The organism is Bradyrhizobium sp. T-12, assembly GCF_058314695.1.
This window is the reverse complement of record NZ_CM177756.1, coordinates 2,215,547-2,238,959: the sequence shown is the minus strand read 5'-3', so window position 1 is coordinate 2,238,959 and position 23,413 is coordinate 2,215,547. Positions and strand designations below refer to the sequence as shown.

Genomic DNA, 23,413 nt, shown 5'->3' with positions numbered 1-23,413 from the left:
CGGTTAGAATGACGCCGAAGACCCCTTCAATACCGCCTCAACAACCCGCGATCCACGCTCGCCTCGCCATATTCGGCGCAGGCCCTTTTTGGGTTCCTGATCAAGTCCGTCCGAACATGCCTGAACGTTCTGCTGGCCGCATCGGACACTTCGGGACGGAATTTGGCGGGATCGTAGCTCTCGCCATCGCGGGCCTTGATGGCCGCGGCATAGGCGTCGATCATGGCCATCGCCGCATCCGGACTGCCGAGCAGCCGGGCGCCGAGCTGAACGCTGCCGCTGCCATCAACCTCGTAACCGTCACATCGCTGTTCCAGCACCACAGATGCGATGACCATCTGATCGAGGAACGCCGCCTCGGCGTCGGTGAGCGTCGCGGCTTGCGCCGGTCTGGAGACGATCATCGCGAGTATTGCAACTGACAATTTGAGTTTCATTGTCGTGACTTCGCTACCGTCCTTGCGTCGTCATCAACACAACCGTTGCTGAATTACGATTGCAGATCGAAAGCCAAAAGACAGGAGCACCATTGATCCACATCAAGGGATGGGACACCAAAGCAAGCGGCGGCGCGCGCTGACCTGAACGAAAAATCTATGCCGCTGACAAGGCTGGGCAAGTATCGCGACGGTCGCTAGGCAGCTCGTCCCGTCGCTCGCGTATCGGCCTCGCCTCGCAAAGCCGCACACGCAGCCTCGAACTTCCGCGAACCGAGTTCGCCAGCCGCAAGCTGGGCTGCGTGAATCTCCGCCGATGCGCCTCGCACGTCATCATGAGCCAATTGCAGCTTCGCGATCCGCAACCTCAACCTGACGGCCTGCACTCGCCCGTCGATGCTCGACCACAATTGCCGGGCGAGATGCAGATGTCGCAGCGCTGCCTCATAGTCATCGCGCGCGTGCGCGAGCACCGACTGCGCTTCATTCGTCAATGCCCGGATCGACGGCATCGGCCATCGGTCGGGACTTCCGGAAAGCTCTTCGATCAGCTCCCGGGCCTGCTCATGGCGGCCTGTATGCGCGGCGGCAAGCGCCAGATGCGCGAACAATATTCCTCGCCGCTGCAGGGTCCACCAGGATTTTCCGATCAAGCTACGCTCGAGACTGCTGTAGGCGGCTTCGGCTTCGCCACGTTCCAGCAAGAGCATGGCGCGGCCGGGCTCGGGACACCAACCGAGGGCATAGGCCTTTTCGTAGGCCTCGAACGCGGCGTCGTCATTCCCGATCGCAGCCTGAATGTCAGCGAGCACGCGATTGGCATCGCCGGTCGCCCATGGTGCATCACTGGTCAGCCGCGCCAGCGAATCTTGAATGCGCGACAGGGCTTCGCCGAGCGAGCCCCTGACGCCAAGGACTTCCGACCGATGAAGCTGGCAGGAGCCGGTTAATTCCATCCCGCTCTCGGTGCAATATTTCTGATAGCCCAGCGTCCACTGGTCGGCCCTCGCCCAATCCCCGAACATCCGCGCCGCCCACAGGATGTTGCAGTAGAGGATGCCTCCAATGATTGGATCGATATCGCCGCTGGAGAGTGCCATCGCAGCGGCGAGGTCCTGATCCGCCAGTCCTGCGCGTGTATCGCCCAGACACAGCCGGTAGAACCCGCGATAAGCAAGACTCAGGGCCTCGATGCCAAGAGCGTTCTTGTGCCGGACCGTGCTGTACGCGACATCGGCAAGCGAAAGCGCCTGTTCGGGCTCGCCTTCGAACGCCGCGACCTTCGACTTCATCCAGAGAATAAGCGCAGTCGTGGCGGGATCCTCGACTTCGGAGGCCCAATCCTCCGCCCGTGCCAGCCAGCCCTTGGCAATCGCCGCCTGGCCGCGCTCGAAGTGCAAGCCGGAGAGCGTGACGGCATCGACGACAGCCAGCGGCACCTTGCCGGCTCTGGTATGGGCGGCAACTGCGCGAGCCAAGAGCGGAAGGGCTGCATCGGCCTTGCCGGTGCACTGCAGGGCCAGCGCCCATTGATGCAAGTCCGCGCCCTCGAGCGGTTGAACGGCATCGACGGCCTCGAACAGTGCTGCGGCTTCGTCCCAGGCTTGCGCGGCAGCGGCACGCTGCGCTTGCGCCCGCAGGTCCGGAGCTTGCTCATCCCTCGCCCCGGGAGCGGCAACCTGCAGCTCCGATACGCCTTCGATACAGAAACGATAACCCCTGCCCGGCATATTCCGGACGGCGCCATCCATGCCACCCTTGCGCAGCACGCCACGCAGCATGCTCACCGCACGTTGCAAGGAATTGTCGGTGACGGTGACATCAGGCCACAGGGTATCAAGCAGCTCTGCCTTGGTGACGACCCGGTCGCGGTTGCGGGTCAGGTAGACCAGCAGATCGAACACACGCGGCTGCAACGGGACTTCCCGCTGCGCATGGATGAGCGCACGGCCCTCTTCATCGAGCTCGAAGGGTCCAAACCTGAGGGTCATATCGTTAAGTCCTGGCAAGGTCGAAAAGGTTCAGACAAGGATCAGGCAATGATCAGCCCACGGTAAGGACGGTCAGCGCTAGCCGCGCCTATAGCTCCTCACGGCCTGGGTCGCTCCCGACCCGCAGGCGACAACCCCTGAGGAGATGTTTGATGGAACTCTATGTCATTCGCCGCCCGAGCGCCTGGGCGAACCTGAACGAACTGGAAGCCGCCGGCGCGAAGTCCGCGCGGATCGGCAACGAACAGATGTCCGACCGCGTCCGTTGGATCCGCAGCTACGTGGTCCATGAGGCCGACGGGCGCATCGGCACCTTCTGCATCTACGAAGCGCGCGACGGGGAGTCGATCCGCGAGCATGCGCGGCGCGTCGGCATGCCGGGCGAGGAATTCTACAAGGTCGCCACGACCGTGGTCGTCCGCGACGATCCCACACCGCAGACGGCTGCCGCCGAATAGCAATCAGCGCGGGCGCCGTCATCGTCTCGTGATTCCGCGAAAGGATAAGGAAATGTCCGTTCAGTCTCAGGCGCCGCCCGCGCCAAGCCCTTTGCAGCGACATCTCGCCGCCATCCTGCTGCGGCTTCGCCGGCTCATCAATCGGTCTGTCGCCAGCATGCTGGCGAACCGCGAGAAGGCCGCAATGCAGTTCGCGAAGGGGTGCAGCACCACAGCCAACGACCACAGCACGGCTCGAGACACGCTGCAGAGCATTTGCATTCCCCACAACGATTTCATTTCGAGGACATAGTCATGAATTCCTTCATCCAACCCGAGGCCGAAGTCAGGACCTCCGATTTCAAGATTTCCATGCTCGGAAATTTCAAGTTGAGAACCGCTGCGCTGGCGACCGGGACAATCGGCGCCATCATGATGTCGCTGGTTCTGGCTTCGGCCGCAACGACGTCAGACGACCTTCGGCCCGAGGCGGCGAGTGCCGCAAACGCCCGGAAAAGCCCCGGCAAATGCAAGGCGCCCATGGTCCCGACAGTCCTTGCAATGTGACGAAGGCAACAGTGGCACGCCCCCAACTCAGCCATTCAATGTCCACCACAAGATCGGAACTTTATCATGTCCATCACCCTGCATAACGGACCAGCTCAGACCACAAGCGCGCTGGCGGCACGAAGCTTCGTGCTTGGCTACGGCGTGCTCGCTTATCTCATCTTCTTCGGGACTTTTCTTTACGCTGTCGGCTTCGTTGCGCAGCTCGTCGTGCCCAAGACGATCAACAGCGGCGCGACAGGCTCGACCGGACAGTCCCTCTTGATCAACCTCGCGCTGATGTCCCTGTTTGCCGTTCAGCACAGCGGCATGGCGCGCCAGGGCTTCAAGAAGCTGTTCGCCGCCTTCGCCTCGCCCGCGCTCGAGCGCAGCACCTATGTGCTGCTGGCAAGCCTGAGCCTGGTCCTGCTGTTCTGGCAATGGCGGCCGATCACGGCCATCGTCTGGGAGATCGAGACGCCGATGGCAGCTTACGCCGCGGTCGCCGGCAGCTTCGCCGGCTGGCTGATCGTGCTGTACAGCACGTTCCTGATCAGCCATTTCGAATTGTTCGGGCTGACGCAAGTCGTCAGCCACTTTGCAGGCCGGCTTGCCGAGCCGATGAAATTCAGGACGCCGGGCCTCTACCGCCTGATCCGGCATCCGATCTATCTCGGCTTCATCATCGCGTTCTGGTCGACGCCCACCATGACGCTTGGGCACATGCTGTTCGCGACGGTGACGACAGCCTACATCTTCGTCGGCATCTGGCTGGAGGAGCGCGACCTGGTCACCCTGTTCGGAGATCAGTACCGGCACTACAGGCAGAAGGTGGCGATGTTGATCCCCGGCCTGTTCTGATCCCGCGCGAGCGTCCGGTGAGAGCGGCCAGGCAGAGCTTTGGCCGCTCTCACCATGTCGAGCGCGCTCCCTACCGCTTCTTCCAATCAATGATCCGGCTCGGATCAGCATCGAACTCCATGCTGCAGAACGTGCCGCCCTGGAAATAATCGCCGACCGGATCCGGCTTCAGCTTGGCCTGCTCGGCCATTGCGTGCTCGCGGAAATCTTCGGCACGGCCCGTGGGGCGGTAGCCGAACTCGTAGGCGCGGTGGTTGTCCCACCAGGCGCGCTCGTTGAGGGAGGCGCCGTAGAACACTTCGAAATGGATGTCGGGATGCTCGAGCCCGATGCGGCAGAGCTGCACGAGGTCGTCTGGCTTGAGCCAGATCGAGAGCCGGCGCTGGTCGAGCGGCATGTCGCCGAAATTGCCGATGCGCAGGCACGTCACCTTCAGCCCGTGCTTGTCGGCGTAGAGCGCGCCGACGGCCTCGCCGAACACTTTGCTGACGCCGTAGCGCCCGTCGGGGCGCGGGGTCACGTCGGTGCCGATCTTGTGGTGGCGCGGATAGAAACCGACGGCGTGGTTCGACGAGGCGAACACCACGCGCTTGACGCCCTTGCGGTAGGCGGCCTCGAACAGGTTGTAGCCGCCGATAATGTTGGCCTGGAGGATCTGATCCCAAGTGCCTTCGACCGAATAGCCGCCGAAATGGATGATGCCGTCGACGCCCTCGCAGATCGCCTCGCATTGCGCGAGGTCGGCGAGGTCCGCCGCCTTGAACTTTTCATTCGCGCCGAGATCGGCCGGCGGCTTGATGTCGGAGAGCAGGAGATCCGGATAGATCGGCGGCAGCAGTTTTCGCAGGCTCGTGCCGATTCCGCCCGAAGCTCCCGTCATCAAGATACGCGGCATTGTCGTCCCTCGCCGTTAGTGACCGATTTGCGGTCACGTGTCTCTAATGATAGCAGAATTGTCCAGAGGGAACGAAACGAGAGAACCGACATGAATGAGGCATCGTCCCACTCCCCGGATTTCGGCCAAGGCTGGCGGCCAGCGACCTATTACCCCGACCCCGCGATCAGGGCATTGGATCCCCGCTTCGAAAAATACTGGCTAAAGCTGTCGGCGGTGGAGCGGCTCGCGACCGGCCTGCGCTGGGCCGAGGGTCCCGTGTGGTTCGGCGACGGGCGCTATCTGCTCTGCAGCGACATTCCGAACCAGCGCATCATCAAATGGGAGGAGGAGACCGGCGCAGTCAGCGTGTTCCGCAAACCCTCCAATTTCGCCAACGGCAACACGCGCGACCGGCAGGGCCGGCTCGTCACCTGCGAGCATGGCGGTCGGCGCGTGGTGCGCACCGAATATGACGGCAGCATCACCGTGCTGATGGATCAATTCAACGGCAAGCGGTTGAACTCGCCGAACGATGTCATCGTTAAATCGGACGGCTCGATCTGGTTCACCGATCCGACCTTCGGCCTGCTCGGCAATTACGAGGGCTACAAGGCCGAGCCGGAGATCGAGCCGAATGTCTACCGGTTCGATCCCGCGACGAATAAGGCAACCATCGTCGCCGAGGGCGTGCTCGGGCCGAACGGGCTGTGCTTCTCGCCGGACGAGAAGATCCTGTACGTCGTGGAATCCCGCGGCGTGCCCAACCGCAAGATCCTCGCTTACGACGTCTCGGCTGACGGCACGACGATCTCCAACAAGCGCGTTCATATCGACGCGGGCCCGGGCACGCCCGACGGCATGCGCTGCGACATCGACGGCAATCTCTGGTGCGGCTGGGGCATGGGCGATCCCGAGCTCGACGGCGTCGTGGTGTTCGCGCCCGACGGCGTCATGATCGGCCGCATCGCCCTACCCGAGCGCTGCGCCAATCTCTGCTTCGGCGGCGTCAAGCGCAACCGCCTGTTCATGGCGGCGAGCCAGTCGATCTACGCGCTGTATGTGAACACGCAGGGAGCCTTGGGAGGATAAGCGCTTCTCTCTGGCGTCATTCCGGGGCGCGCCTCTTCGGCGCGAGCTATGGTACGCAATGGCGCACCTGAAAATCCGTTGTGCAGCAGAGGCTGCGGACAAATGGATTCCGGGCTCGTCGCTACGCGACGCCCCGGAATGACGAGAGAGAGAGATCAACAAAAACGCCGGAGCGGTTGCCCGCTCCGGCGTCATGTCCGTCAGTCGCGTGCGCTTACGCCGCGTTGAAGCCGGCAACCGCCTTCACTTCGAGGAAGTCCTCGAGGCCGTACTTGCCCCACTCGCGGCCGTTGCCGGACTGCTTGTAGCCGCCGAACGGCGCGGTGCGGTCGTTGGGCACGCCCTGCAGGTTGACGTTGCCGGCGCGGATCTGGCGGCCGACGCGCTTGGCGTCCTCGACCGTCGCACCCGTGACATAGCCAGCAAGACCGTACGGCGTGTCGTTGGCGATCTGCACCGCCTCGGCTTCGTCTTTGGCGCCGATGATGGTCAGCACCGGTCCGAAGATCTCTTCGCGGGCGATCGTCATGTCGGGCGTGACGTCCGCGAAGATGGTCGGGCGGACATAGAAGCCCTTGTTGACGCCTTCGGGCAAGCCCGGGCCACCGGCGACGAGCGTTGCGCCCTCGTCGATGCCCTTCTTGATCAGGCCCTGGATCTTGTCCCACTGGCCGCGGTTGACGACGGGGCCGATGGTGGTGCCTTCGGCGCGGGGATCACCGGCCTTGGTCTTGTCGGCGACGGCCTTCGCGATCGCGGCGACTTCCTTCATCTTCGCGGCCGGCACGATCATGCGCGAGGGCGCGTTGCAGGACTGGCCGGAATTGTTGAACATGTGCATCACGCCGCCGGTCACCGCCTTGGTGAGGTCGGCACCTTCGAGGATGACGTTCGGCGATTTGCCGCCGAGCTCCTGGCTGACGCGCTTCACGGTGGGAGCAGCGCGCTTCGCCACATCGATTCCGGCGCGGGTCGAGCCGGTGAAGGAGATCATGTCGATGTCGGGGTGCTCGCTCATGGCGGCGCCGACCTCGGGGCCGAGGCCGTTGACGAGGTTGAACACGCCCTTGGGCACGCCGGCTTCATGGAGGATTTCCGCGAAGATCAGCGCCGAGGTCGGCGTGAATTCGGATGGCTTCAGGATCATGGTGCAGCCGGCGGCAAGCGCGGGCGCGACCTTGCAGGCGATCTGGTTTAGCGGCCAGTTCCAGGGCGTGATCATGCCGACCACGCCGATTGGCTCGCGCAGCACCATGGCGGTGCCGACCGGCTCCTCGAAATGATAATTCTTGAGCACGTCGAGCGTGGTCATGAGATGGCCGAGGCCGGCGCCGGCCTGCAGCTTCTCCGCCATCGGCAGCGGCGCGCCCATCTCGTCGGAAACGGCGGCGCCGATCTCCTTGAGACGGCCTTTGTAGACCTCGATGACTTTCGAAAGCAGCGCGACGCGCTCGTCACGGCTGGTCTGGGAGAAGGTCGCGAAGGCGCGCTTGGCGGCGGCAACCGCCTTGTCCACGTCGGCCTTGGAGCCCAGCGCAACCTCGTACATCGCCTCTTCCGTCGCGGGATTGACCACGGCGGTCGACTTCTTGACGGCGGGATCGACCCAGGCGCCGTCGATGTAGAATTGCATGCGATTGACCATCGTTAACCTCTTCTTGGGGGCATGGTGGGGGCGTTTCGGCAGGCATCCTTGCACGAAAGCGCCGGCAATTGAACCCGCCATATGCGGGGCCAGCGTTGCGGCGGACGGGCGGAATATGGGACTTGGTTTGAACCGAGGCAAGCGCGGCCATGGGTCCCGCTTCAGCACCGCGGCACTTCGCGCCGCAGTGCGCCCGGGACACGAAATTAGAACGCGTGCAAATACTCTCGTGCCCCGGACGCCATTAGCGCGTTTACGCGCGTCTTTGACGCGCTATGGCAGCGCTTCTTCAGCGGAGCGCTGCAGAGCCGGGGCCCATGCGCCGGGGTTACCTCGACTACACCGCCATCTTCCGATGCAGCACCGGAGCGCCGGTGGTGAGGCTTTCGGCCGCGTCGATGATGGCATTCGCATCGATGCCGTAGTGCCGATAAAGGTCGGCGATGCTGCCGGTCTGGCCGAACTGCTCGACGCCGAGCGCCTCGACGCGGTGGCCGCGGACGCTGCCGAGCCAGCCGAGCGCGGACGGGTGGGCGTCGATCACGGTCACGATGCCGCAGTCGCGCGGCAACGGCGCCAGCAACTTTTCGATATGGCTGAGATGCTGCACGCCGCGCCGATCGCGCCGCAATTTCCGCGCGGCGGTCCAGCCCGCATGGAGCCGGTCCGCGGAGGTGATTGCGAGCAGGCCAATGTCGCGGCGGCTCTCGCCGATGAAGCCGGTGGCCTCGATCGCCTCGGGCGCGACCGCGCCGGTATAGGCGATCACGAGTTCGGCATTCGGGCCAGGCTTGCGTAGCCAATAGGCGCCATCGGTGATGCCCTGCTGCAATTCCGGTGTCATGATGCGCTGCGCCTGCTCGATGCTGCGCGTCGAGAGCCGCAAATAGACCGAGCCGCCCTCGCCCGGATCGCGCTGCATGTGCTCAAAGCCCCAACCCATGATCACGGCGAGCTCGTCGACGAAGGCCGGCTCGAACGAGGCGAGCCCGTCCTGTGCCATGCCGATCAGGGGCGTCGCGATCGACTGGTGCGCGCCGCCTTCGGGCGCGAGCGTGATGCCCGACGGCGTCGCCGCCACCATGAAACGCGCGTCCTGATAGCAGGCGTAATTCAGCGCATCGAGGCCGCGCTCGATGAAGGGATCATAGAGCGTGCCGACCGGCAGCAGCCGCTCGCCGTTGATCTGGTGCGATAGGCCGAGCGCCGAGAGCATGATGAACAGGTTCATCTCGGCGATGCCGAGCTCGAGGTGCTGACCCTTTGGCGAAGCGTCCCAATTGTAGGTGGATGGAATTTTCTCGCTGCGGAATAAGTCCGCCTTCTCGGCGCTGGCGAACAGGCCGCGCCGGTTCACCCAGGGACCGAGATTGGTCGAGACGGTGACGTCGGGCGAGGTCGTGACGATGCGCCTCGCCAGCTCGCTGTCGCCGCGGGCGATCTCGTTCAGCACGAGGCCAAAGCCCTGCTGGGTCGACATCTGCGGCGTCGGCTTGAACGCGAGTTGCTGGGGGACCTCGATGACGGGCGCGGTCAGGCGGCGGCCGTCCTGGTTGAACGGCACGCGCGCGAGGAAGGCGTCAAGCTCGGCGGCGGATTGTGCGAGGCCCTCGTATTTGTCCCATTCGTGGCCGGGCCGGATGTTCTGGCTGTCGCGATATTTCTCCATCTGCGCGACCGTCATCAGGCCGGCGTGGTTGTCCTTGTGGCCCTGGAACGGCAGGCCGACGCCCTTGATGGTGTAGGCGATGAAGCAGACCGGGCGGTCGTGGTCGATCGACTCGAATGCCTCCAGCATGCTCGCCATGTCGTGGCCGCCAAGGTTCGACATCAGCGCCAGCAGTTCGTCGTCGCTGCGCCTGTCGATCAGCCTAGTGATCGGCCCCTGGTCGCCGATCTCATCATGAAGATGCTTGCGGAATGCAGCGCCGCCCTGGAAGCACAGCGCGGCGTAGAGCGCGTTCGGGCAATTGTCGATCCAGCGCTTCAGTGCCTCGCCGCCCGCTTCCGCAAACGCCTCACGCATCAGACGGCCGTATTTGACGATGACGACGTCCCAGCCGAAATTGCGGAACATGGTCTCGAACTTTTCCCAAAGCCCCTCGCGCACGACGGCGTCGAGCGACTGGCGGTTATAGTCCACCACCCACCAGGTGTTGCGCAGGCCGTGCTTCCAGCCCTCGGCGAGCGCCTCGAAGATGTTGCCTTCGTCCATCTCGGCGTCGCCGACGAGGGCAATCATCCGCCCTTCGCGGCGATCCTTCATCCAGCCATGCGCCTTGACGTAGTCCTGAACCAGCGAGGCGAACAGCGTCTGCGCGACGCCGAGGCCGACCGAGCCGGTGGAGAAATCGACGTCGTCGACATCCTTGGTGCGCGAGGGATAGGACTGCGCGCCCTTGAAGCCGCGAAAGTTCTCCAGCTTCTCGCGGCTCTGCCGGCCGAACAGATATTGGATGGCATGGAACACCGGGCTCGCATGCGGCTTCACCGCGACGCGGTCCTCAGGGCGCAGCACATGGAAATACAGCGCCGACATGATGGTGGCGAGCGAGGCCGAGGAGGCCTGATGTCCGCCGACCTTGAGTCCGTCCGCGCTGGGGCGGATGTGGTTGGCGTGGTGGATGGTCCAGGACGACAGCCACAGCGCCTTGCGGGCCAGCGCTGTCAATGTGTCCAGACGGGCGGAATCAACGGGCATGGCAATGCTCCCGGAAAACAGGTGGCGCGATGATACGCCCGCGAGCGGCCCCAAACTTCTCAATTTTTCGCGCCATACCTGACGATATTGGGATATTTTACCAACCGACCGCCCCAATGACAGGTTTCATCCCAATGCCCGAGCTCGACGCCATCGACCGCAGGATCCTCAGCCATCTCCAGGCCGACAGCCGGCTGACCATGCAGGAGCTCGCCGACAAGGTCGGGCTATCGGTCTCGCCCTGCCATCGCCGGGTCAAGCTGCTGGAGGAGCGCGGCGTCATCTCGCGCTATGTCGCGACGGTGGACCAGAAGGCGCTCGGCCTGCATGTCAGCGTCTTCATCTCGATCAAGCTGGCGCGGCAGAAGGAAGAGGATCTCAACCGCTTCGCGCGCGCGATCTCGAAATGGGACGAGGTGCTGGAATGCTATCTGATGACCGGCAACCGCGACTATCTCTTGCGCGTCGTCGCGGCCGACCTCGCCTCCTACGAGACGTTCCTGAAGACCAAGCTCACCAGGCTCGACGGCATCGCCTCGATCGAATCGAGCTTCGCGCTCAGCCAGGTGAAGTATTCGATCGCGCTGCCGGTGTAGCCCCTCACCGCCACGGCTGCACGATGATCTTGGTGTGCGCCTCGGGATTGGCGAGATCCGCGAACGCCGTGGCGACGCCGTCCAGACCCACCTCCGCCGTCACCATCGCAGCCGCGTCCACCTGCCCTTCCGCGATCAGGCGCAGCGAGGCGGCGAATTCCTCCGGCGTGTAGCCGAGCACGTATTGGACGTTGAGCTCCTTCATGATGCCGAGCATCGGCTCGTTTCTGTCGCTCTCCATGCAGACCCCGACAACGACGATACGCGCGTCGCGCGGCGCGCCCTCGAACACCTGCTGCAGCAGGCCGGGCACGCCGACGCATTCGAAGATGATCGCAGGCTTCAGCGCCGGCAGCATGGCCTGGAACGGCGGCCGCGCCGCCTTCTCGGCCTCCGACATCTGGGCGTGCTCGGCCCAGGTCGCATAGGGCTGCGACACGCTGGGATCGACGACGATGTCGGCGCCGAGCTTGGCTGCCAGCGCGCGCCTTGCCGGTGAATAGTCGGCCGCAACGATTGGATGCAGTCCCCTCAGCTTCAGCGCGGCGATCACCGCAAGCCCGACCGGGCCGCAGCCGATCACGAGCGGCACCTCGCCGCCGCGGATATTGGCTTTCGCCACGGCATGGACCCCGACCGCGAGCGGCTCGGTCAGCGCCGCGTGTTCCGGCGCCAGACCGTTCGGCACCTCGAGCAGCAGCGCTTCGCTCAGCAGCATCGCCTCGGCATAGCCGCCGATATTGTCGTTGGAATAGCCGATGCCTTCGATACCACCGGGCGTCACCAGCGCCGGCAGCGAGCAGACGCGGGTGCCCGGTTTAAGCTTGCGCGCGGTGCCGGGACCATGGTCGACGATCTCGCAACAGAACTCGTGGCCGAACACGACGTCGCGGGTGAGGTCCATCGGCTTGCGCCCGGTCTTCCGCGCCATCTCCACCATGCGATGGGCGTGCTGGCGCGCGTGCAGGTCGGAGCCGCAGATGCCGCAGGCGAGCGTCTTGACCAGCACCTGGCCGGGCCCGGGCTTGGGTTCGGCCATCTCGCCGACGACAATCTCGCCGTTTCTGAAAATCGCAGCGCGCATCCGGCTCCTCCCCTTTTCGTTGGAGCCATTGATAGCACGAAGCAGGCGGGGCGACTTGCGTCAGGGATTCGGGGAACGCTCTTCGAGCACCAGCAGTTGGGCCCGTCGGACCCGCTCGCGATGCGCGATGTAGAGGCCGCTGGCGACGATGAAGGCGGCGCCGACGACGGTCCAGACGTCAGGCACCTCACCGAAGATGAAGAAGCCCAGAATACTGACCCAGAGCAGTTGCGTGTAGGAGAACGGCGCCAGCACCGAGGCATCGCCGTAGCGATAGGCCAGCACGATGATCCACTGGCCGACGGTGGAGGCAACGCCGATCACGATGCCGAGACCGATCGCGGTCCAGCTCGGTGTGACCCAGACAAACGGCACCATCACGGACAGGATCGCAACGCCGGTCAGCGCGGAATAGGCCATGGTGGTGAGCACGGCTTCGCGGCCGCTCATCATGCGCGTCAGGATCAGCGCGGCAGCCCAGCAGAATGCCGAGATGATCGGGAAGAACGCGGCGGCGTGAAACGCGCTCGTGCCCGGGCGCAGGATGATCAGCACGCCGGTCAGGCCGATCGCAGTGGCGATCCAGCGCCGCATGCCGACCTTCTCGCTGAGAAAGATGATCGACAGCGCAGTGACGAAAAGCGGCGAGACGAAACCGGTGGCTGAGGCTTCGGCAATGGGCAGGAAGCGCAAGCCCGTGATGAAGAACAGCGACGAGCCGAGCAGCCCGGCGCCGCGCATCAATTGCAGGCCGAGGCGATCGGTGCGCATCGCGTGGAGCGGCGAGCCCGGCAGCATCACCGGCGTAAACATCAGCGCGAAGGTGACGAAGCGGATCCAGGTGATCTCGATCGACGGCAGGCTGGTCGAGAGGTATTTCGCGGTGACGTCGGAGGTGCCGAGAAACACCGTCGACAGCAGCACCAGCGCAATGCCCTTGAAGGGATGATCGACGCGCGCGGGGGCACGGCGAGCCTCTTGCTTCTTCTCCGGGGCGGGCATGGGAATACTGTCGAGCCTTGCGGCTACGGCGGGCGGCGGTGTCACGGCTGGAACCCGGGCAAAATGCGAATCGAGAGCGGTTGTAAAAAACGACAAATGCGCCGCGTTCACAACTTCCGAAAACAGGATGCCGATATGCGCGAGCCGCCGCGCGCGTCAATGCTCCGTTAATAATGGGCGTTTGTGCGTTACAGCATGGGCAGGCTGCGCGGCTTCGGGCCGCGCGGAAACGCCGCATCGAGCGCCGCAATCTCGTCTTTCGTCAGCACGAGGTCGCCGGCCGCCGCATTCTCGGCAGCATGTTCCGCGGACGAGGCCTTCGGAATCGCGAACACCGTAGTTGCACGGGTCAGGAAGCTCAGCGCGACCTGACGCGGCGTCGCGCGACGCGCTTCCGCAATCTTCGCCAGCACCGCACCGCCCTTGCTGCGCGCGTCCGGGAAGTCGTCGTGCCCGAGCGGCGAATAGGCGACCACCGCGACGCCATGCCGCTCGCACCACGGGATCACCGCGTGCTCGATCGCGCGCTCCTTCAAATGATAGAGCACCTGATTGCAGGCGATGCGCCCCTTGCCGGCGACGGCGAGAATCTCGTCGAGATCGTCGGCGTCGAAATTGGAAACGCCCCAAGACCCGATCTTGCCAGCCTTCACCAGCTCCTCGAACGCGGCGACGGTATCCTCGAGCGGATAGGAACCGCGCCAATGCAGCAGATAGCAATCGAGACGGTCGGTCTTCAGCCGCTTCAGCGAGCGCTCGCAGGCGGTGATGGTTCCGCGACGCGAGGCGTTGCTCGGCAACACCTTGGAGACCAGGAACACGTCGTCGCGGCGGCCCGTGATGGCGTCGGCAATGACGAGCTCCGCATCACCATACATCTCGGCGGTGTCGATATGCGTCATGCCGAGATCGAGCCCGCGCTGAAGCGCTGCAATCGCGCGGTTGCGGTCGCCGTGGTCGAGATACCAGGTGCCTTGCCCGATCACGGAAACATCGGCGCCGGTCTTGCCGAAGGATTTGGTGTTCATGTCAAAGCTCACAGTCCACTGATATCCGCCACCAGCACGCTGCCGGTCGACGACTCCGTGATATAGAGACGATCCTTGCCGGCGCCACCGATCGCGACATTGGTGCAGTTCGGCCCCGCGCATGACTTGATCCGCGCGATCAGCTCGCCGTTCGGCGCGAACACGAAGACGTGGCCGAGCGAGGCATGGCCGACGAACAGGCGGCCCTTGGCGTCCATGGTCAGGCCATCGGGACCGCTGGTGCCGAACAGCGAGCAGAAGCGGCCGACCTTGGACACGCTGCCATCCTTCATGAACGGCAAGCGCCACACTGCATTGTCGCGCGTCATCGCGACGAACAGCACGGTTTCGGTTGCGTCGAGAACCAGGCCGTTCGGGCTGATGCCGGTGTTGATCAGGCAATCGAGCCGGCCGTTCGACGCCAGCCGATAGACCCGGCCGCTTGGATCATGCAATCCGGTCTGGCCCTGATCGGTGAAATAGATGTCCCCGTTGGAGGCGAGATGCAGATCGTTGCAGCCGCGAAAGGATTCCGAGTTGCGCGCGGTCATGACCGGCGTCATGCGGCCGGCTTTGACGTCGAGCTCCATGATGCCATGCATGTAGTCGGCCACCAGGACGCGGCCGTCGGCCGCGATCTTCAGCCCGTTCGGCCATCCCTCATATTCAGCGATTTGCGACCATTCGCCGTCAGGCGCGATACGGAAGATGCGGCCGAAGGGAATGTCGACGACGTAGAGGTTGCCGTTCTTGTCGAAGGATGGCCCTTCGATGAAGCTGTCGGTGGCAATGCCCGGCCGGTTGGCGTCAGCCCAATCGGTCCGCACGCCCTTGCGGCGGAATTTTTCGGGCATGGCGGAGAAGAGTTTCGTCTCGATCAGACGCGGCGGCGTTTCCAGGTACATCATTGTTGTTGTGATTGTTGAGGGGAGCGCGCGGCACCATAAGGCACAATCGAGCGCGCGTCGAATGGGGCGAAGGCGCGGCGGAATCGCCGCTCACCCTCCTGTCCCGGACGCGCAGCAACGCGTCAGCGTTGCGGCGCAGAGCCGGGACCTGGAAAAGCCCAGCACTCGAGGCAACATGGGCCCCGGCTCTGCAGCGCACCGTCAAGAGGACGCTGCGCTGCGTCCGGGGCACGAGACCGTCATTTCGGCAGAGGAAGAGCGGTGGATAACGCTGCGCTAAACCACCCTAGGAAACCGATCCCACGGCCCGCGCGAGCTTGGCCTCTTTCACGGGCGCATCCGTCGTCGCGATCAGGCGCTTCAATTCGGGGATGCAGGAGCCGCAATTGGTGCCGGCCTTGAGCTTCGCACCGATCTCGGCCGCCGTGCGCGCGCCAGTGGCGATGGTGTCGCAGATGGTGCCGCGGCCGACGCCGAAGCAGGCGCAGACGATCGGTCCGGTCGAGGCTGCCCCCTCCGTCGACTTGCCCGACAGCAACATACGGCGCTGCTCGTCGCTGACGTGATCGGCCGCAAAGGCGGTTTTGACCACCTCCCAGTCACCGGCATCATGCCCGGGGCCGACGAACAGACAAGCCTCGATCCGATCGCCGGTGAAAGAGGCCGCACGATAGATACCGCCGCCGAAATCGCGATATTCGGCGACATCCTCGCCGGCGACGCCGTCGAGCCAGGCCGGCCAGCGCGACAGGTCCGCATTGTCGGCGAACAGATAGCCGAAACCGCCGGCGACCGTGACACGGGTCCACATCAGGTTCGGCGGCAGATCGAGCTGCTGCCGCGACAGCGCAAAACCGCGGAAGACGTATTCATAGGGCGCGATCGCGGCCGGCGTCGCCTTCGATTCCGGCTGCCCCGAGAACGGATCGGTGAACGACTGCACCAGCGCCCCGACGCGGCCGTGCGAGGCGTTCATCGCGCTCCAGTGGATCGGCACGAACAGAGCGCCGCGCTGCTGGCGATCGCTCACAACCGCTTTCAGGATACATTGGCCATAGTCGGTGGTGATGCGGGCGTAGCCGTCATGGACGATGCCATATTTGCTGGCGTCATCGGGATGGATCTCGACGAACGGCTCGGGCAGATGCGCACCGAGCCGCTGGCTGAGGCCCGTGCGCGTCATGGTGTGCCACTGGTCGCGGATGCGTCCGGTGTTCAGTCGCAGCGGACGCGATGGTCCGGTCTCGCTGCGCAGCGCCGGCACTTCCGGCGCGACGAAGCGACCCTTGCCGTCATTGGTGAAGAAGCCGCCGCTCGCGAAGAAGCGTTCGCCGGGCGCCCCGCCTTCGCGCACCGGCCACTGCACCGGCTTCAACGCGTCGAAGGCTTCGTCGGAGAGCGAGGTCAGCGCGCCAATGTCGAAATCGCGGCCGCCCTCGTTCTCGAACGCCGAGAGCGCGGCATGCTCGCGAAAAATATCGGCGGCGGATTTGTAGTTGAAACTGTCGCCGAAGCCGAGACGCTTTGCGGTCTCGCTCAGGATCCACCAGTCGGGGCGCGCCTCGCCCGGCGCCGGCAGGAACGAGCGCTGTCGCGAGATGCGGCGTTCGGAGTTGGTCACCGTGCCCGACTTCTCGCCCCAGGCCAGCGCCGGCAGCAGCACATGCGGACCGGCCTCGACCGTGTCGTTGGACAGCACGTTCTCGGAGACCACGAACAGCTCGAGCTTCTTCAACGCCTCGCGCACGAAGTCCGCATCCGGCAGCGACACCGCGGGATTGGTGCCCATCACCCAGAGCGCCTTGACCTCACCGCGATTGATGGCCTCGAACAATTGCACCGCCTTCAGCCCCTCATGGGTGGCGATGCGTGGCGCCTTCCAGAACCGCCTGACGCGGTCGATGTCGGGCGGCGTGAAGCCCATATGCGCGGCCAGCATATTGGCGAGGCCGCCGACCTCGCGGCCGCCCATCGCATTGGGCTGACCGGTGAGCGAGAACGGCGAGGCGCCCGGCTTGCCGATGCGGCCGGTCGCGAGATGGCAGTTCAGAATCGCGTTGACCTTGTCGGTGCCCTGCGCCGACTGGTTGACGCCCTGCGAATAGAGCGTGACGACCTTCTCGGTGTCGCGGAACATCTTGAAGAAGGTCGCGACGTCCTGTTCGGAGAGGCCCGTGGCGAGCGCAGTCGCGGGGACGCTGCCGGCAATGCTCCGCGCGCGCGCCAGTGCGTCGTCAAAACCGCTCGTGTTCTGCGCGATATAGTCTTGATCGAGCGCGTCATTGTCGGCGAGATGGACGAACAGGCCGGAGAACAGCGCGGTGTCGGTGCCGGGCTTGAGCCCCAGGAACAGATCAACGTCATCAGCCGTGTCGGTGCGGCGCGGATCGATGACGATCATGCGCGCGCCGCGCTCCCCGCGATTCTTGAGCATGCGCTGGAACAGCACCGGGTGACACCAGGCCGCGTTCGAGCCGACGAAGACGAGCAGATCGGCCTGGTCGAGATCCTCGTAGCAGCCGGGCACGGTGTCGGCGCCGAAGGCGCGGCGATGGCCGGCAACCGACGACGACATGCAGAGCCGCGAATTGGTGTCGACATTCGACGTGCCGACAAAACCCTTCATCAGCTTGTTGGCGACGTAATAGTCCTCGGTCAGCAGCTGGCCAGAGAGATAGAACGCGACCGCGTCGGCGCCGTCGCGGGCCACGATGTGCTGCATGCGATGGGCGACATGATCGAGCGCATCGCTCCAGGCGACGCGTTCCAATAGGCCTTTGCAGCGGATCATCGGATAGAGCAGACGGCCTTCCAGCCCGACGGTCTCGCCGAGCGCGGAGCCCTTGGAGCAGAGCCGGCCGAAATTGGCAGGATGATCGGGATCGCCGGCGATTGCCGCCCCGCCCCTGCCGTCGGGCGTCGCCAGCACGCCGCAACCGACGCCGCAATAGGGACAGGTCGTCTTGGTGGCGCGGAGCGTGGGATCGATCGCCGTCATATCAAGCCGCTTTCGAAGGAAGCGCGAGCGCGCGGCCGAACATCATGTCGGTGCGGATCGCCGCGACCTTGTCGCGATTGCGGATCAGCTCGAGATACCAGAGCGCATCGACGGTATCGCCGATCAGCACCGCACCGGTGAGCCGGCCGTCCGCGATCACGAGCTTCTTGTAGGTGCCACGCCTGCGGTCGGTCAGCACGAGGCTCTCGCTGCCCTCCCCGCCCATGAAGTCGCCGGCGGAGAACACGCTGACTCCGGACACCTTCAAATTGGTCGAGACCACGCTGCCCTCATAGGCGGCGGGCCGGCCGGCCAGGTGCCGCGCCAGCACCCGCGCCTGCTCATAAGCGGGCTCGACCAGGCCGTAGCAGGTGCCACGATGCTCGGCACACTCGCCGAGTGCGAAAATGTCGGACGAGGAGGTCTGCATCACGTCGTTGACGACGACGCCGCGGTTGACGGCGATCCCCGCCTCTTTGGCCAGCGCGACGTTCGGCTTGATGCCGGCAGCGAAGATCACGGCGTCGGCCTCGATACGGCTGCCATCGGCAAGCTCGACGGCCTCGACATGTCCATCGCCATGGATCCGGGCGGTCGAAGCGTTGAGCAGGATGCGGATGCCCTTGCGCTCGACCAGCGTCTTGAGCAGATCGGCAGCCGGCCCGTCGAGCTGGCGCTCCATCAGCCGGTCCATCAGATGCAGCAGCGTCACCGGCGCGCCGGCCTTGGCAAGGCCATAGGCTGCTTCAAGCCCGAGCAGGCCGCCGCCGACGACGACAACGCGCTTCTTGGCCGCGGCCAGCGTCAGCAAAAGGTCGACGTCGCGCGTATCGCGAAACGTGTGCACGCCGGCGAGATCGGCGCCCGGCACGTTCAGCCGCAGCGGCGTCGAGCCGGTGGCGAGCACCAGCTTGGAATATTCCATGCTCTCTTCGCCGTCGATCTTCAGCTCGCGGCGGCCGACGTCGATCTCGCTGACGCGATAGCCATAGCGCACGGTGACGCCGCGATGGCGCCACCAGTCCGCCGGCCGGAGCTCGATCTCGTGCGAGCCGGTCTCGCCGGCCAGCACGGATGAGAGCAGGACGCGATTGTAAGCGAGCCGCGGCTCCTCGCCGATCACGGCGACCGCGTAGCGGCCGAGTGAGGTCTTGGCGAGCTCGTCGACCAGACGCGCGGCCGCCATACCGTTACCGACGATGACCAGCGGTTCACTCACGAGGCATCTCCTATTCAGCGGCCTGCGGCTGTGCGCCGTAGGCTTCGGACATCATGTAGCCGGACAGCACGCCGTAGGCGTCGGTCCAGGCCTTTGCCAGTTCGGGCGTCCAGGCTTCGCCAAGACCCTTCTCCAGGGTCCACAGCAAGGTCTCGCCGACCACGGGATAGTGCTCGGCCACCGCGCCGTAGGCGACGTGGCGCTTGGCCAGCGCGGAGGCCGCGGGAAGAATCGTCTCGAGGTTCGACAGGCCACCGACGACGGCCGCGAGCATGCCCATCAGCTTCTTGCGCTGCTCGGTCATGTCTTCAGGGAACATCGCGCGCACCGACGGCGCCACTTCGAAAAGACGATCGTAGAACAGCACCGCGGCCTGCTCCGATATCGGCGCGACCTTGGCGAAGCTCTGCTGGATGAGGGCGATCTGTTCTGGCGTCATGATGTTCTCCTGTCTGTTTCGGTCTGCCTTCGTCCGCGCCGTTGCGGAAAAAGTTCATGGGTCAAACGTCATCAGAGAGACTTCTCCCCGCGTACGGGGAGAAGCGAGATTCGTACCAAGTATCAGACCCTGGCTTCGGCAAGGCCTGAGACGCCTTCGCCCTGCGGGCTGCGACGCAGGTAGAACCACCAGGTCAACGCGAGGCAGGTGGCGTAGAAGGCGAGATAGATCACGAGCGCGAGTTGCGGCCCGCCGGTCATGGCGATCGACTTGCCGAAGCCGGTCGGGATCAGATAGCCACCAACGGCGCCGATGGCGCCGATGAAACCGACTGCCGCGCCGCTCTCGATGCTCGCCGTCTTGAGCGCCATCGCGCGCGCCGCATCGCCCTTGCCGCGCACCTTGAACAGGTTCTCCTCGCGGAAGATCGAGGGGATCATGCGGTAGGTCGAGCCGTTGCCGATGCCCGTCGTCACGAACAGGATCAGGAACATCGACAGGAAGCCGATGAAATCCTTCTGCCCGACGAAGTAGAGCACGCCGACCGTCGCGCCCGCCATCACGATGAAATTCCAGAACGTGATGATCGAGCCGCCGATCCTGTCGGCGAGCCAGCCGCCGAGCGGACGCGACAGCGAGCCGACCAGCGGCCCCAGGAACGCGATCGCAATCGTGACTTGCGGAAACTGCGTCTTGATCAGCAGCGGAAACGCGGCGGAGTAGCCGATGAAGGATCCGAACGTGCCGATATAGAGATACGCCATGATCCAGGTGTGCTTGCGCTTGACGATGGCAAGCTGGTTCTTCACCGACGATTTCGCCATGGTGAGGTTGTTCATGAAGAACACCGCGCCGAACACCGCGATCGCGATCGGCAGCACCCACATCAGGCCGGCATTCTGCAGGAAGATGCCGTCGACGGGCGTTGCCTGGAACAGGTTGAAGACGGCGAGCGTCATCAGGATCGGGGTCAGCAGCTGCACGCTGGAGACGCCGATATTTCCGCCAGCCGCGTTCAGGCCGAGCGCCCAGCCCTTCATCCGGTCGGGGAAGAAGAAGGAGATATTGGTCATGCTGGAGGCGAAATTGCCGCCGCCAAGGCCCGCGGTCGAGGCAACCAGCAGCATCAGCCAGAACGGCGTGTCGGGCTGGCTCACGAAATAGGCCAGCGACAGGGTCGGAATGAACAGGATCGCCGCACTGAAGATGGTCCAGTTGCGGCCGCCGAACGTCGTCACTGCGAATGTATAGGGAAAGCGCATCAATGCGCCGATCAGGCCCGGCACCGCGACAAGCTGGAACAGTTGGTCGGTGGTGTAGTGGAAGCCGGCCTGCGGCAGCTTGGTGGTGACGATGCTCCAGATCAGCCAGACCGAGAAGCCGATATGCTCGGCCACGATCGACCAGATCAGGTTGCGTCGCGCGATAGTCTTGCCGGTCGCGTTCCAGAACGCCTCATCTTCGGGGCGCCAGTCTGAAATCCAAGTCGGATTCTTCGTCATTGAGTATCCCTTCCAGGCTCACCGCTGCGTCGTTGCAGGCTCAGCCTCCGGCCACGGAGGCACGCTCCGAGGCTTCACCCCGGTGGCGAGTTACGATGCTGATTGATGATGTTGAGGGACGTCGTCGTTGGCGTCGCGCAAAGACGCTTCAATTTCCGTGCCAGTTGCGTGCACGCTGGAAATACAGGGAATTCAGAACGTTATTCGCGTTGCCCGAATTTTTCGCAGGGCCTTTCCGCACGCTAAATTTGCGATTCGCTCAATCCTTGTGCGACGCACAAGGATTGAGCTTGATGTCGATTATTTGGGCGCGTCGCGGATGGACGATCACGCCGCTTCAGGACTTGCTGCAGAGGTCGCCACGGGCGCCTTGGGTGCAGCTCCGTGCTCATAGGCCTCGAGGAAATCGAGCAGCTCGCGGCGGTAGCGGTAGTAGTCCGGATGCTCGAGCAAGGTCTTGCGCGTGCGGGGTCGGGGAATGTCGACTTCCATGATATGGCCGATCCGCGCGTTGGGCCCGTTCGTCATCATCACCACACGATCGGCAAGCAGGATCGCTTCGTCGACATCGTGGGTGACGCACATCGCCGTCACCTGCGTGCGCTTCCAGACCTCCATCAGCACTTCCTGCAGGTCCCAACGGGTGAGGCTGTCGAGCATTCCGAAAGGTTCGTCCAGCAGCAGCAGCTTCGGGGACAATGCGAAGGCGCGCGCGATTCCGACGCGCTGGCGCATGCCGTTCGACATCGCCGCGGCCGGCTTGTCGAAGGAATCGGCGAGACCGACCCGTTCGAGGTAATAGTCGACGATCTCGTCGCGCTGCCGCCGCGTTGCATGTGGATAGACACGATCGACGCCGAGCGCGACGTTCTCGCGAGCCGTGAGCCACGGAAACAGCGAGGGCGCCTGGAACACCACCGCCCGGTCTGGGCCGGCCGCGGTCACCTCGCGGCCGTCGAGAATGATGCCGCCGAGGGATACGTCGTTGAGGCCCGCGGTCATCGACAGCACCGTCGACTTGCCGCAGCCGGAATGTCCGATCACCGATATGAACTCGCCCTTGCGTACCTTGAGATCGAAGTTTTCGACCACGGTCAGCGGCCCAGCCGGCGTCGGATACACCTTCGACAACTGGGAGAATTCGAGGTAGCGATCGAGATTGAAGGTGACGGCGGCTGCCCGTTTCTGATAGGCCGCCGGCGGTTTCTCGGTTTGGGTGATCGGCACGACGTTTGGCAGCGTTCGTACCGCGCCGTCGGACCGCGAGGCGCGCTCGTCGACCACGTCGAGAAGATAGCTGGTGACGGCCTGGCGCAGCCGCTTGAACGCAGGGTCCTCGTTGACCGATGTGCGGTCGCGCGGGCGCGGGATGTCGACCTTGAATTCCTGGCCCAAGGTCGCGTCCGGGCCCGGCAACAACGGGATGATGCGGTCGGCAAGCAGGATCGCCTCGTCGACATCGTTGGTGATGAGCACCACGGTACGCTTGTCGCGCGACCAGATGTCGACGATCTCGTCCTGCAACTTGGCACGGGTCAGGGCATCAAGCGCCGACAGCGGCTCGTCGAGCAGGAGGATCTCCGGACTGGTTGCCAGCGCGCGCGCAACGGCGACCCGCTGCCGCATGCCGCCGGACAACTCGGCGGGCAGGCGCGTTGCGGCATGTGACAGCCCGACCATCGCGATGTAGCGATCGACCCGGGCCGCGCGCTCGGCCTTGCTCTCGCGGGCGAAAACTTGGTCGACCGCGAGCGCCACGTTGCCGCGCACTGTAAGCCACGGCATCAGGGAGTAGGACTGAAACACGACGCCACGGTCGGGACCAGGCGCGGTCACCGGCTTGCCCTTCAGCGTGATCTCGCCCGAATCGGGCTGCACGAGGCCTGCGATGGTCGAGATCAGCGTCGTCTTGCCGCTTCCCGAGAAGCCCACGATGGCGATGAACTCGCCTTCGGCAACATCGAGGTTGACGTCGGAGAGCACGCTGGTCCGCTTGGCGCCGGTACCATAGGCCTTGCACAGACCCTTGAGAGACAGAAACGACATGGGCCGT

Annotated in this window: 20 protein-coding genes; 5 read left to right on the top strand and 15 right to left on the bottom strand. The window is 64.5% G+C overall.

Features of this window, described 5'->3' with window-relative positions:
- Positions 1-26: 26 nt before the first annotated feature.
- Together AC0WRY_RS10645 and AC0WRY_RS10640 are read right to left on the bottom strand one after the other, a co-directional pair.
- On the bottom strand, positions 27-437 hold the full coding sequence (locus tag AC0WRY_RS10645; RefSeq protein WP_194406935.1) for a hypothetical protein: 411 nt from the start codon (positions 435-437) through the stop codon (positions 27-29).
- A gap of 197 nt (positions 438-634) precedes the next feature.
- A complete protein-coding gene (locus AC0WRY_RS10640) occupies positions 635-2,428 on the bottom strand; it encodes a winged helix-turn-helix domain-containing protein (protein WP_194406934.1) in 1,794 nt (597 codons plus the stop codon).
- A 152-nt stretch (positions 2,429-2,580) separates the two neighbouring features.
- On the opposite strand from AC0WRY_RS10640, the gene AC0WRY_RS10635 reads away from it, so the two are divergent.
- Both AC0WRY_RS10635 and AC0WRY_RS10630 read left to right on the top strand, forming a co-directional pair.
- Positions 2,581-2,886, top strand: coding sequence for a nickel-binding protein (locus tag AC0WRY_RS10635; RefSeq protein ID WP_194406933.1), 306 nt, complete (start codon positions 2,581-2,583; stop codon positions 2,884-2,886).
- A gap of 52 nt (positions 2,887-2,938) precedes the next feature.
- Positions 2,939-3,178: a hypothetical protein gene (locus tag AC0WRY_RS10630; protein WP_194406932.1), complete on the top strand. Its 240-nt coding sequence runs from the start codon at positions 2,939-2,941 to the stop codon at positions 3,176-3,178.
- Here AC0WRY_RS10630 and AC0WRY_RS10625 read toward each other — a convergent pair.
- Positions 3,162-3,407, bottom strand: a complete 246-nt coding sequence (locus AC0WRY_RS10625; protein WP_194406931.1) for a hypothetical protein — start codon at positions 3,405-3,407, stop codon at positions 3,162-3,164. The genes AC0WRY_RS10630 and AC0WRY_RS10625 overlap by 17 nt on opposite strands.
- A 91-nt stretch (positions 3,408-3,498) precedes the next feature.
- On the opposite strand from AC0WRY_RS10625, the gene mddA reads away from it, so the two are divergent.
- Positions 3,499-4,272, top strand: a complete 774-nt coding sequence (mddA, locus tag AC0WRY_RS10620) for a methanethiol S-methyltransferase (protein ID WP_194406930.1) — start codon at positions 3,499-3,501, stop codon at positions 4,270-4,272.
- A 70-nt stretch (positions 4,273-4,342) separates the two neighbouring features.
- On the opposite strand, the gene AC0WRY_RS10615 is transcribed toward mddA, so the two are convergent.
- On the bottom strand, positions 4,343-5,167 hold the full coding sequence (locus AC0WRY_RS10615; protein WP_194406929.1) for an NAD-dependent epimerase/dehydratase family protein: 825 nt from the start codon (positions 5,165-5,167) through the stop codon (positions 4,343-4,345).
- 90 nt (positions 5,168-5,257) lie between these two features.
- On the opposite strand from AC0WRY_RS10615, the gene AC0WRY_RS10610 reads away from it, so the two are divergent.
- Positions 5,258-6,238: an SMP-30/gluconolactonase/LRE family protein gene (locus tag AC0WRY_RS10610; protein WP_194406928.1), complete on the top strand. Its 981-nt coding sequence runs from the start codon at positions 5,258-5,260 to the stop codon at positions 6,236-6,238.
- A gap of 214 nt (positions 6,239-6,452) precedes the next feature.
- On the opposite strand, the gene AC0WRY_RS10605 is transcribed toward AC0WRY_RS10610, so the two are convergent.
- Together AC0WRY_RS10605 and AC0WRY_RS10600 are read right to left on the bottom strand one after the other, a co-directional pair.
- A complete protein-coding gene (locus AC0WRY_RS10605) occupies positions 6,453-7,883 on the bottom strand; it encodes an aldehyde dehydrogenase family protein (protein WP_194406927.1) in 1,431 nt (476 codons plus the stop codon).
- A gap of 337 nt (positions 7,884-8,220) precedes the next feature.
- Positions 8,221-10,584 carry a thiamine pyrophosphate-binding protein gene (locus AC0WRY_RS10600; RefSeq protein ID WP_491123063.1) on the bottom strand — a complete coding sequence of 788 codons (2,364 nt, stop codon included), beginning with the start codon at positions 10,582-10,584 and terminating at the stop codon, positions 8,221-8,223.
- A 134-nt stretch (positions 10,585-10,718) separates the two neighbouring features.
- Here AC0WRY_RS10600 and AC0WRY_RS10595 point away from each other — a divergent pair, with 134 nt between their 5' ends.
- Positions 10,719-11,180 carry an Lrp/AsnC family transcriptional regulator gene (locus AC0WRY_RS10595; protein ID WP_483072203.1) on the top strand — a complete coding sequence of 154 codons (462 nt, stop codon included), beginning with the start codon at positions 10,719-10,721 and terminating at the stop codon, positions 11,178-11,180.
- Between the two features lie 4 nt (positions 11,181-11,184).
- On the opposite strand, the gene AC0WRY_RS10590 is transcribed toward AC0WRY_RS10595, so the two are convergent.
- From AC0WRY_RS10590 to AC0WRY_RS10550, 9 genes are all read right to left on the bottom strand, one after another.
- On the bottom strand, positions 11,185-12,264 hold the full coding sequence (locus AC0WRY_RS10590; protein ID WP_491123062.1) for a zinc-binding dehydrogenase: 1,080 nt from the start codon (positions 12,262-12,264) through the stop codon (positions 11,185-11,187).
- Positions 12,265-12,324: 60 nt separating this feature from the next.
- Entirely contained in the window at positions 12,325-13,266 is a 942-nt protein-coding gene (locus tag AC0WRY_RS10585) for a DMT family transporter (protein WP_491123458.1), read from the bottom strand.
- Positions 13,267-13,454: 188 nt separating this feature from the next.
- Entirely contained in the window at positions 13,455-14,294 is an 840-nt protein-coding gene (locus tag AC0WRY_RS10580) for an aldo/keto reductase (RefSeq protein WP_491123061.1), read from the bottom strand.
- Positions 14,295-14,302: 8 nt separating this feature from the next.
- Positions 14,303-15,199 (bottom strand): SMP-30/gluconolactonase/LRE family protein, encoded by an 897-nt coding sequence (locus tag AC0WRY_RS10575; RefSeq protein ID WP_491123457.1) that lies wholly within the window; start codon positions 15,197-15,199, stop codon positions 14,303-14,305.
- 289 nt (positions 15,200-15,488) lie between these two features.
- On the bottom strand, positions 15,489-18,200 hold the full coding sequence (locus AC0WRY_RS10570) for a molybdopterin-dependent oxidoreductase (protein WP_491123060.1): 2,712 nt from the start codon (positions 18,198-18,200) through the stop codon (positions 15,489-15,491).
- A 1-nt stretch (position 18,201) separates the two neighbouring features.
- The gene (locus tag AC0WRY_RS10565; RefSeq protein ID WP_491123059.1) at positions 18,202-19,419 is read right to left on the bottom strand and encodes an NAD(P)/FAD-dependent oxidoreductase; all 1,218 of its coding nucleotides are present in this window, start codon (positions 19,417-19,419) and stop codon (positions 18,202-18,204) included.
- 10 nt (positions 19,420-19,429) lie between these two features.
- Complete coding sequence (locus AC0WRY_RS10560) at positions 19,430-19,858, bottom strand: globin family protein (protein ID WP_194406921.1); 429 nt, start codon at positions 19,856-19,858, stop codon at positions 19,430-19,432.
- A 122-nt stretch (positions 19,859-19,980) separates the two neighbouring features.
- Positions 19,981-21,360 carry an MFS transporter gene (locus AC0WRY_RS10555; protein WP_491123058.1) on the bottom strand — a complete coding sequence of 460 codons (1,380 nt, stop codon included), beginning with the start codon at positions 21,358-21,360 and terminating at the stop codon, positions 19,981-19,983.
- 327 nt (positions 21,361-21,687) lie between these two features.
- Positions 21,688-23,406 carry an ABC transporter ATP-binding protein gene (locus AC0WRY_RS10550; protein WP_491123057.1) on the bottom strand — a complete coding sequence of 573 codons (1,719 nt, stop codon included), beginning with the start codon at positions 23,404-23,406 and terminating at the stop codon, positions 21,688-21,690.
- Positions 23,407-23,413: the final 7 nt, after the last annotated feature.